Annotated in this window: 14 protein-coding genes; 8 read left to right on the plus strand and 6 right to left on the minus strand. The window is 35.2% G+C overall.

Going from position 1 to position 15,257, the window contains the following annotated elements; genetic code table 11:
- Positions 1-266: 266 nt before the first annotated feature.
- Entirely contained in the window at positions 267-767 is a 501-nt protein-coding gene (locus tag IW15_RS11145) for a hypothetical protein (protein WP_034711341.1), read from the plus strand.
- A gap of 100 nt (positions 768-867) precedes the next feature.
- Complete coding sequence (locus IW15_RS11150) at positions 868-1,188, plus strand: hypothetical protein (protein WP_034711342.1); 321 nt, start codon at positions 868-870, stop codon at positions 1,186-1,188.
- Positions 1,189-1,242: 54 nt separating this feature from the next.
- On the opposite strand, the gene IW15_RS11155 is transcribed toward IW15_RS11150, so the two are convergent.
- Positions 1,243-2,277: a threonine aldolase family protein gene (locus IW15_RS11155; protein WP_034711343.1), complete on the minus strand. Its 1,035-nt coding sequence runs from the start codon at positions 2,275-2,277 to the stop codon at positions 1,243-1,245.
- Between the two features lie 85 nt (positions 2,278-2,362).
- Here IW15_RS11155 and IW15_RS11160 point away from each other — a divergent pair, with 85 nt between their 5' ends.
- Positions 2,363-3,016: a metal-dependent transcriptional regulator gene (locus IW15_RS11160; protein ID WP_034711344.1), complete on the plus strand. Its 654-nt coding sequence runs from the start codon at positions 2,363-2,365 to the stop codon at positions 3,014-3,016.
- Between the two features lie 21 nt (positions 3,017-3,037).
- On the opposite strand, the gene IW15_RS11165 is transcribed toward IW15_RS11160, so the two are convergent.
- The 4 genes from IW15_RS11165 to IW15_RS11180 all read right to left on the minus strand — a co-directional run bounded on the left by IW15_RS11165 (position 3,038) and on the right by IW15_RS11180 (position 7,382).
- Positions 3,038-4,204 (minus strand): aminotransferase class V-fold PLP-dependent enzyme, encoded by a 1,167-nt coding sequence (locus tag IW15_RS11165; RefSeq protein ID WP_034711866.1) that lies wholly within the window; start codon positions 4,202-4,204, stop codon positions 3,038-3,040.
- A gap of 137 nt (positions 4,205-4,341) precedes the next feature.
- Positions 4,342-5,481 carry a hypothetical protein gene (locus IW15_RS11170; RefSeq protein WP_034711345.1) on the minus strand — a complete coding sequence of 380 codons (1,140 nt, stop codon included), beginning with the start codon at positions 5,479-5,481 and terminating at the stop codon, positions 4,342-4,344.
- A 26-nt stretch (positions 5,482-5,507) separates the two neighbouring features.
- Entirely contained in the window at positions 5,508-6,410 is a 903-nt protein-coding gene (locus tag IW15_RS11175) for a TssN family type VI secretion system protein (protein ID WP_034711346.1), read from the minus strand.
- 54 nt (positions 6,411-6,464) lie between these two features.
- A complete protein-coding gene (locus tag IW15_RS11180) occupies positions 6,465-7,382 on the minus strand; it encodes a type VI secretion system baseplate subunit TssG (RefSeq protein WP_228384353.1) in 918 nt (305 codons plus the stop codon).
- 422 nt (positions 7,383-7,804) lie between these two features.
- Between IW15_RS11180 and IW15_RS11185 the strand changes: the two genes are divergently transcribed.
- From IW15_RS11185 to IW15_RS11205, 5 genes are all read left to right on the plus strand, one after another.
- Positions 7,805-8,596, plus strand: coding sequence for a S1/P1 nuclease (locus tag IW15_RS11185; RefSeq protein WP_034711348.1), 792 nt, complete (start codon positions 7,805-7,807; stop codon positions 8,594-8,596).
- A gap of 409 nt (positions 8,597-9,005) precedes the next feature.
- Positions 9,006-9,872, plus strand: coding sequence for a sigma-70 family RNA polymerase sigma factor (locus IW15_RS11190; RefSeq protein ID WP_027385416.1), 867 nt, complete (start codon positions 9,006-9,008; stop codon positions 9,870-9,872).
- A gap of 145 nt (positions 9,873-10,017) precedes the next feature.
- Entirely contained in the window at positions 10,018-10,404 is a 387-nt protein-coding gene (locus IW15_RS11195; protein ID WP_131368545.1) for a hypothetical protein, read from the plus strand.
- A gap of 195 nt (positions 10,405-10,599) precedes the next feature.
- Complete coding sequence (locus tag IW15_RS11200; protein ID WP_034711350.1) at positions 10,600-11,097, plus strand: GNAT family N-acetyltransferase; 498 nt, start codon at positions 10,600-10,602, stop codon at positions 11,095-11,097.
- Between the two features lie 9 nt (positions 11,098-11,106).
- On the plus strand, positions 11,107-12,225 hold the full coding sequence (locus IW15_RS11205) for an FAD-dependent monooxygenase (protein WP_034711351.1): 1,119 nt from the start codon (positions 11,107-11,109) through the stop codon (positions 12,223-12,225).
- A gap of 211 nt (positions 12,226-12,436) precedes the next feature.
- Here IW15_RS11205 and IW15_RS11210 read toward each other — a convergent pair whose 3' ends face one another.
- Positions 12,437-15,250 (minus strand): multicopper oxidase domain-containing protein, encoded by a 2,814-nt coding sequence (locus tag IW15_RS11210; protein WP_394331244.1) that lies wholly within the window; start codon positions 15,248-15,250, stop codon positions 12,437-12,439.
- Positions 15,251-15,257 lie beyond the last annotated feature (7 nt).

The following is a 15,257-nucleotide window of genomic DNA, read 5'->3' on the forward strand; positions in this document are numbered from 1 at the left end:
TGATCAGATTTACTATCTTATTTTCGTCTTGTTTCTACCGCCTTTATTTTTCGCTGTACGGGAAAAGATACAGAAATATTTTTTTTAAGCGATTCTCAGAGATTAGAAAATCATTAAATCTTTCTCCTTTATATTCAGTCACTTACGCTTATAAATTATTTAAAACCAAAAAATAGTTTTTAATTTATAGATAATTTGCTTTCATATACAAATACTATTATTAATTTAGCCTTAACGAAATTGAATTTAACATAATAATAGTGGGTATGAAAAAATTGATCGTATTGGGTTCATTATCTGTATTTTTAATGAATTGTAATAAAAAAACAGAAACTCCAGCTCCTAAAGCTGAGACAGATTCTGTAGCGACCGTTGAAAAGGTAGTAGATACGCTAGGTTCGAAATCATTCTGTTACATGGGAGTAACCGGAAAAGATACTGTTTTTGCATCTATTGATGATAATCTGGGAACGGTAACCGGAAAATTATTCTACAAAAACAGCGAAAAAGACAGCTCAAAAGGTGACGTAACTGGTTTTAAATCAGGAGATACCTTAAAATTGACCTATGAATTTGCCGCAGAAGGATCAAAAAGCAAAAGCGATATCTTCTTCATTCAAAAAGGTAATACATTGGTTGAGGGAATTGGCGACCATAAAGAAGAAGGTGGACAGTCAAAATATGCTGATGAGAAAAAAATAAATTATGTCAACGGACAAAAATTGACTTCCGCAGATTGTACTCTTGTGAACAAAGCTTTAAAATAAAATTCGCTAAACATATAATTCCCTGAAAAATGAAATACTTGCATGGTATTTGCTATTAAAGAGTTTCGCACACTTAACAACAAATTATTAATAACTAACTATGCAGCGTTTACAATTAAAACCATTTTCAAAAACTGAACTTATTGAAGGACTGAAGAAAACATTTCCTCAATATAAAATCCAGACAAACTTTGGATCATTACAAGTCCGCACCAGTGGTTTTACTCTGACGGGAAATGTGAAAATAAATGCACATCCGGAAACCGGAAAAATAACTACACAAACTCAATTGGATTCTGGTTTTTTTCTTATTCTGTACTTCCCTATTGGGATTTATGTAATGATGAAGAAAGAAAAAATAAGAAAACTTGAAAATGAAGTTGTTGAGGGAATAAAAAAGATACTCAATCAAGAGAACTAGGAATTCTTGTTTAATAAAAAAAGAAAAAAACAGCCTGATCAGGCTGTTTTTTATTTATGATAATTTACTGTTAATCATTTCATTAAAACTGTCTACTGCTTCATCACTGGTATTCCAGGAAGTAATAAGACGGATTGCAGAATATTTTTCGTCGATTTTTTTCCAAACATAAAATTCAAACTTTTCAGATAAAATTTCAATCATTTCATTGCTGATTACCGGAAAAATCTGGTTGGTATAGGTATCCGAAAGAAACTGTACTCCCCTTTCCGCCATAGCATTTTTCATTTTCATGGCCTGTTGGTTAGCATGTTTTGCCAGATCAAAATACAGATCATTCTTCATCAACTCCAAAAACTGGATTCCCAGAAGTCTTCCTTTTGCTAATAATGCACCTTTCTGTTTGATATTAAAACCAAAATCTTCCTGAATAGCAGGATTATTAATGACAATCGCCTCTCCTATCAATGCCCCGTTTTTGGTTCCTCCTAAATAAAAAATATCTGTTAATTCGGCTACTTTTTCAATAGTAAGATCACTTATTTCTGCAGTCAGTCCATGCCCAAGTCTTGCTCCATCCATAAAAAGATAGAGTTTATGTTCTTTACAGAAGGCAGAAAGTTCCTCCAATTCTTTAGCCTGATAAATGGTTCCCAGTTCCGTAGAATTAGAGATATACACTAATTTAGGCATCACCTGATGGGGTACATTGGAATGGTTTTTCAGGATAGGAATAATATCCGAAGGACTTATTTTTCCGTCTTGGGTTTCAATACCCAGAACTTTATGTCCTGTTGCTTCGATAGCTCCCGCTTCATTGTTCAAAATATGCCCCGTGGAAGCGGAAATCACACATTGATAAGGTTTTAACAAGGAAGAAATTACAATTAAATTAGCCTGAGTTCCTCCGGAAACAAAATAGATTTCTGAAGCTGGACTTTTAATTCTTTCCTTAATTAATTCTTTAGCCTGTAAAGAATACTGATCTTCGCCATAACCTGCCTGTTGGTCCGTATTATTCAACAAAAGTGATTGTAAAATATTGGGGTGGCAGCCCTCTGAATAGTCGTTTTTAAATGAAAATTTCATACTGTAAAATTAAAAAAAGTTAAAATAACAAGAGCAAAATTTTAATAATATTTTGTTAGATTTGTAGTGAAAATCATCTAACATTTTGAGAACAACATTAACAGAAGAAAATTATCTGAAGGCTTTGTTTCATTTAGTTGACCATGAAGGGAAAGTGACGATTAACGAACTTAGCAAATTTTTAAATGTAAAAATGCCGAGCGTCAATAATATGATGAAAAAATTCGCGGATAAGAACTGGGTCATTTACGAAACCTATAAACCACTGATTGTCACAGAAAAAGGAAAGCAGGAAGCCGCTTTAGTCGTACGCAAGCACAGACTGACTGAAATGTTTTTGGTGAAAACCATGAATTTTGGATGGGAAAATGTGCATGAAATTGCTGAACAGCTGGAACATGTACATTCACAACTGTTTTTTGATAAAATGGATGAAATTCTGGATTATCCAAAATTTGACCCCCATGGCGAGCCTATTCCGGATAAAGACGGAAACATTATTGCCCAGGATCTGCAAAAATTGAGTAACTGCGAAGACGGAGAAACCGTAGTTTTTGCTTCAGTAACCCTTTCTGATGACAGCTTTTTAAGCTATCTCACTGAGAGAAATCTTCTCCTGAATACTAAGATAAAAGTGATTAAAACAGAAAGTTTCGATAAATCGATGACCATAGAAATCGGTGACAAAAGAGAAATTATCAGTAAAAAAGCCACTGAAAAGATATTGGTAAAGAAATAAGAGATTTCTTTACCAATACAATTATTTTGAAAGTATTTCCAACATTGCTTCAATTTCGTCAGAAGTATTGAAATAATGTGGGAAAAAACGAATGACACCGTCTACATTTTTATGGGTAAAGTCAATTAAAGCTCCGTTTTTCGGGCTTACTGAAAAGTATACATTATGCTCTTTTAATACTTTCTGAATGCTTTCAATATGACCATCCTGAGTGCAAAACGTAATAATACTGTTCAAATTATTTCCTTCATCCAATACTCTGAAACCTCTATTCTGAAGTTCATTGCGTAATTTTCCCGATAATTTTTGGTTGTAATTTTCAATTGTTGATAATCCGATATTGTTGGCATATTTCACGGCTTCGGTAAGCCCAAGCAATGCTGCATATGAATTTTCCCAAAGCTCAAATCTTTTCGCTGTTTTGATCAATTCATATTCATTAAATCCTGTCCAGACCGCACCGCTCATATCTAAAAATAAAGGCGCAAGGTTTTGAGCGATTGCCCTGTCAGATACATATAAAAATCCGGTTCCACGGGGTCCACGTAAAAATTTTCTCCCTGTAGCCGTAAGAAAATCACAGCCTATTTTCTCAACGTCTACAACCATCTGACCAACCGACTGACAGGCATCAACAAGGTAAAGAATATTATACTTACGGCAGATTTTCCCAACTCCTTCCACATTTTGAATCAATCCTGAATTGGTGGGAATATGGGTAACCGCAACTAATTTTGGATTCCGTTTTTGAATGATATTCTCCAGATCTTCTAAGTCGAGTTCATGGTCAGCAAGATTTTTAAGCCTGATAATCTCTATATTATATTTTTTCTGCAGCGAAATAAAAGCAATCTGATTGGAAACATAATCATCATTCGTCGTGATGATACAATCTCCTTCTGTAAAGGAAATACTTGATAAAGCCTTTACGTAAGCATCAGTAGCACTTGATGTGAAGGCCATATTTGAAGCTTTAGCATTAATTAATTTTGCCGTTTCTTCATAAAACCCGCTGATTAATTCAGCATTACGATTCGCTGTTTCATAGCCACCATACATCTCTTCCTGATGTAAATAATCGGTCATCGTTTTTACTACAACTTCCGGCATCAGCGATGAACCGGCACTGTTTAAAAATATTTTATCTGATAATCCTTTAGTATCCTTTCTTATTGAATGTATGTCCATCTTATATCTGTTTTCTTTTGTAAATGTAAGTTTCATCAGTAAAATTGACAATAATTTTACTGGTATATAGGTGACAATTTTACACAAAAAATCCCGAAATGCATATAACGGGATTATGTATTTTTAAAATATTGAAATTAATCAAGAACACTCCAGCCTCTCTTTGGATTGCTGTTGGAGGATACTTCCTGCTCATTAACAATAATGTTTTCTTTTCTCTGACCGATATAATCAAGCTCGCTTAATTTGGAGAAAATAGTTTCTAAACTCTTCAGCATCTGACTGATATACAAAAGAGGTTCTCCACAATTATGATGATCATAGTTGGTTTCTGCAACAATAGAAAGTTGATTCAACAGTGTATGAGGTGCTATTTCACTCCATTCTAAACTGTAATTCAGCATTTCTTCCAATTCTGCTGGTACGAGAACCTGCGTGGAATTATAAAGATGAAGCGCTAATTTCGCAAAAGAATCAATTAAAAATACCGGCGGCTGCCAAGGGATAATATTTCTGAACTGGAAATACATATCACCAAAGGTATTGACCATCGTGGTACACAGAAACTTAACGTTTTGCGCTAATGCTGTATTTTGATTTTTATGGGATGCTTTCTGAATGATTTTAAAGGCATACTGCTGTAAATTACCAATCGCTTTTGCATAGCTGTTGTAATAATCCAGCAACGCAGGATGGCTCTGAATAGAGGTACAAGGCGGAATAAAATTAGAATCTACCTGGGCAATATTACCTTTTAAGTCTACTTTACCAATAATCAGATAATTTCCTCCTGAATAACTGCTGTTCAAAGAAGTTACGGGAAGCAACTCGATATGATGGTTAGGTTGTGCACTGGGATGACGTGGCGGAATTTCCTCCGGATCAATATCCCCGAAAGGTACTTTATCAAAAGGATTTACAGAAATTAGAATATAATATTCTCCGTCTGCCTGCTCTTCATTCATAGACCTGGCTAATGATTTTACACTGACTCTCCTATCGTTAAGTTCGATTCGGTACCCTGCCATAGTAACAGCGGTACAGTGCTTTATAACCAATTGAACATCATTGGTAGCCGTATTGTGAACATCAAAAATAGTTCTGTCTGTAAACTCATTGGATATAGGCAAAAGCCCATAATTGTATGTCGTGATTCCAAGTGAATTGGAATCTCTTATGGTATCAATTAAGAAATTATCCTGATCATTAAGGTGTCTCTGGGAAACTTTCATCCCATCCACCCAATTAATTGCAAAATGTTTAATAGGCTGTATCATAGTAATACTTTTAAAATTTCGTGTGATTATGCTTTTCTTTTAATTCCTTCTTCTTCATGCTGGATCACTCTTTTACAGATCACCACTTCATTTTCGGAAATACTGTTGGTGGAAATATCCTGATCAAAATCAATATATTTTCTGAAGCTGAAAAAGGACTTTTTTGTATAGAAAATCCAGTAATATGGCTCTTTTTCCTCATCTGTAAGATGAATGATCGAATTAGGATTTTTGTGATTGTAATCATCAACAACCCTATAAAACCAGTCTCCAAAAGTAACTCCCGTTGGTAATGTTTTCGCTTTAATCCTGAATCTGTTGGCATCTTCCAGTTTTTTGCTTAATTCAACATTAAGTACCAGCAAACGGTCAAAATCAACACCTTCAAAGTCCGGCAGCCTTTGATCAGGCGAATATTTCCATGTTTTATAGATATCAAATGGAATACTGATAAGCTGGATATAACAGTAGTAAAATACCATCGGAACAAAGAAAATAAGTATACTTGTTGCTGCCATTACCGCATATCCCATTCCGTTACTCATCCAATTGAAGATCAGTGTGAAAAGAAACCCTCCAAAAACAACACAGGTCAGCGTGAGTATCGATTCAAACAAGATATTCATTGCTAAAGAATCAATATGTTTCTTGAAATATCTATGAAGCAGATTAACATGGATAATCCCAAAAATCAGGTAAATAATCTGTGCGATAAGGTACCAATAGGGATTAAACAAATTCCCTGCAAACCCGAAAAATCCAGGCAGTGCAAGACATAAACTGCATAGAAGAACGTATACAATGATGACTTTAATTTTAATCGCAGGTTTGTTTCGTCTGATTATCCCAAGGATAAACATCATAATCACAGCGATTAAAGGCATTAAAATATATCTGAGAAAGATACCTTTTACTGAAGAAATTTCCATCTGTTTCTTTTCAAAATTAAAATTGGTTGGTGATTGTAAATATAATAAAATAATCTACAGAAAAGTAGAGTATCCAAGACGGTTTGCATTTCTTCCGTCATCTTCAAGACTAAATGAGTACTCTTTCTTATCGGTAACAAAATTTTCCACGATATCCACGGTTACAGGAAGAAAATAATCATATAAAGCCTGAAGCACTTTTCTGAATGGACTTCCGTCAATATATTTTGTCATTTCTCCATAAGGAATCGGACCTATATTCACTACCCAGTTGCGTTGTCCGTCCATATGTCTTCCACTAGGAATATAGGTAACGCCCAAGGTAGAATTTCCCAATAACATAGAATCGTCATTTTTCTCTATTCTGTCGATTACATTCGGAGTGAAAGTCACTTCTACAGGCATCTGTAAAAAAGCAGTCATGCATCTTTCAAACCATTTTTTGTCGCCTCTTATCTGATGAAAGAATGGCAAAATATAAATAAAAATATATGCATGCTGTTTGTCCAGCATCCTTACCAAAGGCCAGAGTTCACTTACCGTTTCCAGTAAACTATCCGTGTCACTGGTAATTTCAAAATCAAATTCTTTAAGGAGAGAGCTTATTTCCGTGAAAAATATTTCCAATTCAAAAGGCTGGAAAAATTTTCGGGCATCCTCTTCTACCCTTTTCTGTTTCCGGATCTCTCTTACTACCGTATCCACATTTTTTCTTGAAGCACCCAGTGAAGGCGGATGAAAAAGTCCTTCAGGAAGATAATCATAGATTCCCTCCCTATAGGTTTCTATCGTGAAAACTTCTTCATCAAACCCCAGGTAACTGCTCGAAATACTTTTGATATCCTTTAAATAGGCACGATCATTAATGCCGAGCCTTTCTATAAAAATATTACTTACCGCTCTCTGGTATTTCAAAAGATTAACGGCTACCGCTTCAGCTTTAAAATCCGTCTGAAGCTTATTGTAATGCATATCTACAATATTGTTCTCATACATAGTGTTTCCGTGATTATGACTTGTAAAGATAATATATCTCGTAAGGAAGAAAAATATTTTGGCTATTAATTTTACTTAAAAATGCTAATTAATTGAATTCGCAAAGAATAAAATGCAATCAGAGCAATAAATGTATAAAAAAACTGAATAAAAAGCACCAATTTGAGAGGGAATGTAAGAATTACAATAAAGCAGATCTCCAAAAACGATGTCGTCAATCAAGCTGTTTATCTTTTAATTAATATCAGATTAGAAAATGCAATATAAAATTCTGCTGTGAGGTTAAGTCTTATTTAGATTAAATTTTATTAACACATATAAACGAAATAAATTATCCAAATCCTAACATGAGTTAGAAAAGCGAGCCGTATCTTTGTGCTTTGAAAATGTTATTTAAAATGAAAAGTATTTATTCTAAAATTCTGATTTTAGCATTCATCTCCTCTTCACTGTATTCTTATGCATGGGGATTGACCGGGCACAGAATTATTGCAGAAATCGCAGAAAATCATCTTTCCGGAAGAGCAAGGAGAGAAATCAGAAAAATAATGGGCCAGGAACGTCTTGCCTATTGGGCAAACTGGCCAGACTTCATTAAATCTGATACCACAGGAGCATGGAAACAGGCTTCATCATGGCATTATGTAAATATTGATCCACAGGTTGATTTTAAAGCTTTTGAACAGAATCTTAAAGCTCAGGCAGGTCCAAGTCTTTATACACAGGCAAAAACATTATCCAGCCAGATTAAAGACAAAAATACTTCTGAAAAAGACAGAAAAATTGCATTGATCTTCTTGATTCACATCATGGGAGATTTGGCTCAGCCACTGCATGTAGGAAGAGCTGATGATTTAGGAGGAAACAAAATTAATGTAACCTATTTCGGAGAAAAAACAAATTTACACTCTGTATGGGATGGAAAATTAGTGGATTCTCAAAAATACAGCTATACAGAATACTCTAGATTGCTGGATATTAAATCTAAAGATGAAGTAAAGCAGATCCAATCCGGAACTCTGGAAGACTGGTTATATGATTCTCATAAGATCGCAAATAAAATCTACGCACAAACGCCGAATGATTCAAAATTGTCTTATGACTACCAGTATAAATTTAATGATACTATGGAAAGACAGCTTTTATATGGTGGATTGAGATTGGCAAAAATGCTTAATGAATTGTTTTAGTTGATAATTGAAGGTAACATTTAAAAAAACATCTTTTTATCTTTTATCTTCATACAAATAAAATAATTCTTAATATAATATATTGGCGAAACTTCGGTTTCGCTTTTTTTCTGTATTCTTTTTCCAAGATCATAAATACAGTAAAGATAGCCTTAGATTCTACTGTATCATTTATTCATTAAATTATTGATAAACAAACATTTAATATCATTTAAAATAATAAAAATCAGCATAGCTCATCTCTATTATATATCTCTTCAATGGTGTAAAAGTTGCTTTAATAAGGCAGAATAAAAGAAGCAAAAAGAAATGCACAATGCATTAATTTAAAAAATAATTAAAGTACGTGTAACCTTTTTACCCTTTCAGGCGTATAATATTATAGTAACTCTATTTTGAGGAATAATAAATGAGACAATTAAAAATCACTAAGCAGGTTACCAACAGGGAAACTGCTTCATTAGACAAGTACTTGCAGGAAATTGGTAAAGTGGAACTGATCACTGCGGACGAAGAAGTAGATTTGGCACAGAGAATCCGTGCGGGCGACAGAGCTGCACTGGAAAAATTAATCAAGGCCAACCTTCGTTTCGTAGTTTCCGTATCTAAACAATACCAAAATCAAGGTCTTTCTTTACCCGATTTAATCAATGAAGGTAACTTAGGACTAATGAAAGCAGCCAAAAGGTATGATGAAACTAGAGGTTTCAAATTTATCTCTTATGCGGTTTGGTGGATTCGTCAGTCAATTTTACAGGCTTTGGCAGAACAGTCAAGAATTGTAAGATTGCCATTGAATAAAATTGGTTCCATCAACAAGATCAATAAAGCATACGCTCACCTTGAACAGGAAAATGAAAGACCTCCTTCTCCGGAAGAATTGGCTGAAGTTCTTGATATGAGTGAGGAAGATATCAAAGAATCTATGAAAAACTCCGGTAGACACTTGTCTATGGATGCACCTCTTGTAGAAGGTGAAGATTCTAATCTTTATGATGTATTGCGTTCAGGAGAATCTCCTAGTCCGGATAAAGATCTGATGCTTGAATCTCTTCAGATTGAAATTGAAAGAGCATTGAATACTTTGACTCCAAGAGAGGCTGACTTGGTAAGATTATACTTCGGATTGAACGGAAAACATCCAATGACTTTAGAAGAAATTGGAGAGACTTTCGATCTTACAAGAGAAAGAGTCCGTCAGATCAAAGAAAAAGCAATTAAGAGACTAAAACATAATACCAGAAGCAAGATCCTGAAATCTTACTTAGGTAAATAAATTTTAGCGTAAAAACAATGTATGCGGAGTCTGTTTTCAGGCTCCGTTTTTTTATTTTTGTATGATGGAAATCTATTTTATTTTTGCAGGAATGTTCTGTGTTTTTATTTTTGGAAACTTGGGAATTCATCTTTATTATAAGAAAATGCACAAAAAACTTATTGAATCTCTACAAGGTAAAAACTACACTTTATGTAAAAATGTAGATATGGAAATGGATTCTTCCGGGAAATTAGCATTTAGTTATCAACGTAATAAGGCCAACATTATAATTTTAGATAATGAAATTTTTATTTTGCTTTTTAATAAACCGTTGAAGCAAGCCCAGCCTATTTTACAAATAAGTAACAGTAATGAAACATTTCCTTTTATCTCAAAAAAAATTTCTTTTGATTCAAAATTCAGAGTAAATGGAAAACTTAGAATACAGGGTACTTTCGGACAGGGAATAACAAGTGGAAAGTATAAGATATTTTTAGATTTTAATACAATAGATTTTGATTTAGAATACTATTTACATCATTCAAGGTAACAATTTTCACATGATCTTCAACTCATTGAAATAAAAATTATCTACACTTTTGTCATTCAGAACGAAGCACAGCGGAGTGAAGAATCTCTACGATGAATTATTAATTAGCCATTAAGATTTTATTTAAAATATTAAGATTATTAAGAGATTTCTCCTATCGTCGAAATGATAATATAAGCTGAAAAAAAATAAATAATGAATTACACTACACAATGGCTTACCGATACTAGCAGAACTGAAGAACTGGTTGATTTTTTTATAACCCATAAAACAGATTCTTATATCTCACACGGTGAAATCATCTCCGGGAGAGCTTTGGATTCACAGCACTGGAATCCTGATCTTAAAGCCATATTAACGGCACAATTTAATTCCGGTTTTACTGCTGATCAGAATTCAAAACTAAATATTCTGGTTGCTGAAAATGAAGAAGGAAAGATTATAGGAATACTGGTTTTCAATATCATTACCGGATTCAAAAATTATGCAGTACTGGAAGATATGCTGCTGGATCAATCCGTTAGAGGACAATCACTCGGCAGTACTTTACTGGAAAAAGCTGTAGAAGAATCCAAAAATTGGAATATCAGCTTTATGATGCTGGAAAGCGGAATTAATAATACCGGTGCGCATCACTTTTTCAATAAGTACGGATTTAAAAAAGTCTCTGAAAATTATATTTTAACGCTTTAAAAAATCCTGATGAACAGCATTTCAATAATCGGAGCGGGAATCGGCGGACTTAGTCTTGCCAATATCCTGAAACAGCAAACACTGGATTTCTCTATCTATGAATCTGCCCCGGAAATTAAACCTGTAGGTGCCGGAATCATAATGGCTATCAATGCGATGCAGATATTTGATAAGCTGGGATTAAAAGAAAAAATTGAGCGTGCAGGAAATAAAATTCATGGGATTACCATTACAGATGAATCTTTAAAAAGTATTTCGAAGACCAATATTCTTGAACTGGAAAAGAAATATAATTCCTGCAATGTTGCTATTCACAGGGCTTCTCTCCAAAAAATTTTAGCTGAAAACATAGGTCTGGAAAAGATACAAACTGGCCACAAGCTGCTGCACATTGAAAAGAAAGATCATTTCCATCTGGCTTTTGAAAACGGAAATACTGTTGAAAGTAAAATCGTTTTCGGAGCAGATGGCATACAATCGAAAGTAAGAAATCAACTATTACAAACCGGAACCATCCGAAATGCCGGTCAAAAATGCTGGCGTGGCTGGGTTAATTTTGATCTTCCCGAACAATACCATCAGGAAGCCATGGAAATGTGGGGCAAAGGAAAACGGTTTGGGTTTGTGAAGATGTCTGACAAAAGCCTGTACTGGTATGCTTTAGTCAATGAAAAACATTTCAGCCAGGATCTTAATTTATTGTCTGTTTTCAAGGATTTCAATGGTTTAGTTTTGGAAATTCTACAGGCGACTCCACCGGAACATATTATTCTGAATGATATTACAGACCTTTCTCCTATTCCTAAATGGTATTCTGAACATCTTTGCCTGATTGGTGATGCAGCGCATGCAACAACCCCTAATATGGGCCAGGGAGCCTGTCAAGCCATTGAAGATGCGTACATCATCGGGGAACTTCTGAAAACCCACAAAGAGTATGATAAGATCTTTCAAGAATTTCAGGCTATAAGAAGAAAAAAAGTAGACTATATTGTTCGTACGAGCAGGAAAATTGGTGAAATATCCCAGTGGGAACGCGGAAATTCAATTCGGAATTTTTTAATGAGATTCATCCCGGAAAGCGTCAATCAAAAATTAGGTGAAAAAATTATCCGATTGGAAAAGTAAAAGTTCCATAGAGCTATTATAGATATAATTACTTTAAAATAGTTAAGTATATCTGATATTAGACCACAGATTTCACAAATTGACACAGATGTTTACGTTATTTTAATCTGTGAAAATCTGTGCACATCTGTGGTAACTGAAAAAATCATTGCTAGAAAAAAACAGTGAGAATTCAATAAAAAAAACCGCCTCTTAGAGACAGTCTTATGGTTTAGTAGGTTAAAGTAACCCCGGCTCCCCAGCCCATTTCATTATCATAATTTCCGGAAATTGAAAACCATTTTTGTACAATATACCGGAGACCGGTTGTAAACTCTCCGTCAGAATTAAGACTAAAATTTCCTCTGATTCTTCTGGAAATAGGGATATCTTCCCGACTCAACTCTAATAACACCTTTCCGTTATGATCTACACTTGCATCAGCTGTAATCAGCATTGGCAGAAGATATTGAGCTCCTACGATAAATGCATACCGATCTTTTGAAGCTTTATATTGTCCAAACCAAGTCTTTTTACCGTGATTCTCCATTCCTGATTCTCTCGCCATCTGTCTTTCCATGATTTCATGGTTTTTTTGGATTCTGAATCCTGCATAAGGAAGCGCCCATTGGAATTTCCCTAAGAATCTCCCCACTTTAAAGTTTCCGTCAAAATGATCAAAATCCCAGTTCGAATGAAACTCATTCAGGTTAGCCCATCTTGGTCCGAACATCGTCATGGTTTCAGCATGCATTTTATTACTTGCTACATCCAGCATGGCCATTGAGCTTACCATTTTATTGTCTTTCATAAAATCTTTCCATGCCAGCTTTCTATTCGGAAGCTGTGGGTTAGGTTTAGAATCTTTATAACTGAAAACTCTTCCCATTCCGGCCATCATGTGATATAAAATATGACAGTGGAAAAACCAGTCACCATCCTGATTGGCTGCAAATTCAATAACACTGGTTTCCATCGGCATGATATCAACTACATTTTTCAGAGGGGAATATTCTCCTTTTGAATTAATCAGTCTGAAATCATGGCCATGCAAGTGCATGGGATGCCGCATCATTGAATTATTATATAATGTAATTCTCAGTACTTCTCCCTTTTTGATCAGGATCTTATCTGTTTCCGTCACAGTTTTATTGTCCAGTGTCCAGAGATAATGATTCATATTTCCTTCGAGGGTAAATTTCATTTGCCTTACGCTATCAGTTGGAAGAATTGTTTTTTCAGGAGATTTCAACAGGTTATAAGAAAGTCTTTTTATTGGCTTTTCTTCTTTCATGTTCATTCCTGCATGCTGTGAATGATCTTCTGGTGCATCAGAATCTTTTGTTTTGACACCCATCATTTCATTCATATGCTTCATGGTCATTTTTCGCTGACTTTCCGGAAGTTCAGGATACATTACTTCGTTCATATCCATCATTTGGTTTCCCATCGTCATATTCATCGGCTTCATATTTCCACTCATTTCCATCATGCCGTTCATCATTTTCATTCCCTCAAAAAGCATTAGTCTTGGCAGGTTCGGAGCTTCCATTTTTTCACCGGCTCCAAGCCAAAGTGATGCGTGTCCTACCCGATCTTCGGAAGTTGCCCGGAACTCAAAACTTTTATTTTCAGGAATCGTCACTTCGATATCATAGGTTTCTGAAACACCGACAATAAGGCGGTCTACTTCTACCGGAACCACATCATTTCCGTCATTTCCCACCACTTTTATTTTTCCGCCGCCATAGTTGAGCCAAAAATAAGTGGAAGATCCTCCGTTGGCGACTCTCAGTCTTACTTTATCACCCGCTTTGAGGTTGGAGTAATCAGAACTTGGCTGTCCGTTGATCAAAAATTTATCATAATACACATCACTTACATCCATCGCTTCCATCCTTTTCCATTCGTTGAGGGCTTTGGTTCCGAAATTGCCTGATTTTATGGCTTCCCAATAGCTTTGAACTGCATTTTTTTTAATGGCATACCAGTCTGTATTGGCCATATGAAGCCTTCTGGCGATCTGCATAGGATCATCATCACTCCAATCTCCCAATAACACAGGGATTTCAGCATTATATTCCGTTTTAGGCTCATCTTCCCTTTTTTTGAAAACCAAAATACCATTCATGCCTATCTGCTCCTGAAGTCCTTCATGGGAATGATACCAGTAGGTTCCATTCTGGGAAATCCTGAACTTATACAAATGGGTTTCGCCGGGTTGTACAGGTTTTGTAGTTAGATAAGGCACACCATCATGCTCATTGGGCAACATCACTCCATGCCAGTGGAATCCAGTGTTTTCCTTTAGCATGTTGTGAAGATAGATTTCCGCAGTATCTCCTTCCGTAAAGTATAAGGTTGGAGCCTGCAGTTTTCCATTGACTGCAATCGCGCGTCGGTTTCGTCCTGTAAAATTGACAATCGTATCTTTTACATATAAATCATAGCGTACGGTTTTACCACCAAAGCTGATTCTACCGTTTTCAGTATTTTTTTTTAAAACAGTTTTCTCTTGCTTTTCCGTGTTGGTTATTTTAGGCTGATTGTCTATTTCAACTAAGTTCATTCCGCATTTCGGGCATTTCCCAGATTGATTGGAAATCACTTCAGAATGCATTGGGCAGGTATATTTTGCTTGAGATTGAACTGTTGATTGGGATTGTATACCAGATTTAGGCTTCCCATTTTCATTAAGCTTTTCTCCGTGAATTTCTTTAGCTTTTGGTTTTATCTTGGCTTTAACTTCCGGTTTCAGCCTGGGTTTAGATTTATCCTCGGCCTTCACTTTAGGTTTAGGGCTCTGTATTTTAGGTTCTGTAGCTTCTGTTACTGTTTTAGATATTGGTTTAGCCTCCGCTTTTGGAGTAACCTTAGGTTTCATGATTACCGTCTTTTTTACCAAAGACATTCCGCATTTAGGGCAATCTCCAGGTTTTGAAGACACCACTTCGACATGCATCGGACAGGTGTAATATATTTTTGCCGTTTGGGCAAAACTGAAAACAGAAAACAAGAGCATCAGAAACATTATCAATTTTTTCATAATATTT

Source organism: Chryseobacterium soli, assembly GCF_000737705.1.
Lineage (GTDB): Bacteria > Bacteroidota > Bacteroidia > Flavobacteriales > Weeksellaceae > Chryseobacterium > Chryseobacterium soli.

What these genes read in the sequence shown, in the direction of transcription:
- IW15_RS11195 (WP_131368545.1), top strand. Translation starts at nt 10,018, where the DNA reads ATGCACAAAAAACTTATTGAATCTCTACAAGGTAAAAACTACACTTTA.
- IW15_RS11155 (WP_034711343.1), bottom strand. Translation starts at nt 2,277, where the DNA reads ATGAAATTTTCATTTAAAAACGACTATTCAGAGGGCTGCCACCCCAAT.
- IW15_RS11205 (WP_034711351.1), top strand. Translation starts at nt 11,107, where the DNA reads ATGAACAGCATTTCAATAATCGGAGCGGGAATCGGCGGACTTAGTCTT.
- IW15_RS11175 (WP_034711346.1), bottom strand. Translation starts at nt 6,410, where the DNA reads ATGGAAATTTCTTCAGTAAAAGGTATCTTTCTCAGATATATTTTAATG.
- IW15_RS11180 (WP_228384353.1), bottom strand. Translation starts at nt 7,382, where the DNA reads ATGCATTACAATAAGCTTCAGACGGATTTTAAAGCTGAAGCGGTAGCC.
- IW15_RS11145 (WP_034711341.1), top strand. Translation starts at nt 267, where the DNA reads ATGAAAAAATTGATCGTATTGGGTTCATTATCTGTATTTTTAATGAAT.
- IW15_RS11170 (WP_034711345.1), bottom strand. Translation starts at nt 5,481, where the DNA reads ATGATACAGCCTATTAAACATTTTGCAATTAATTGGGTGGATGGGATG.
- IW15_RS11210 (WP_394331244.1), bottom strand. Translation starts at nt 15,250, where the DNA reads ATGAAAAAATTGATAATGTTTCTGATGCTCTTGTTTTCTGTTTTCAGT.
- IW15_RS11200 (WP_034711350.1), top strand. Translation starts at nt 10,600, where the DNA reads ATGAATTACACTACACAATGGCTTACCGATACTAGCAGAACTGAAGAA.
- IW15_RS11165 (WP_034711866.1), bottom strand. Translation starts at nt 4,204, where the DNA reads ATGGACATACATTCAATAAGAAAGGATACTAAAGGATTATCAGATAAA.
- IW15_RS11185 (WP_034711348.1), top strand. Translation starts at nt 7,805, where the DNA reads ATGAAAAGTATTTATTCTAAAATTCTGATTTTAGCATTCATCTCCTCT.
- IW15_RS11190 (WP_027385416.1), top strand. Translation starts at nt 9,006, where the DNA reads ATGAGACAATTAAAAATCACTAAGCAGGTTACCAACAGGGAAACTGCT.
- IW15_RS11150 (WP_034711342.1), top strand. Translation starts at nt 868, where the DNA reads ATGCAGCGTTTACAATTAAAACCATTTTCAAAAACTGAACTTATTGAA.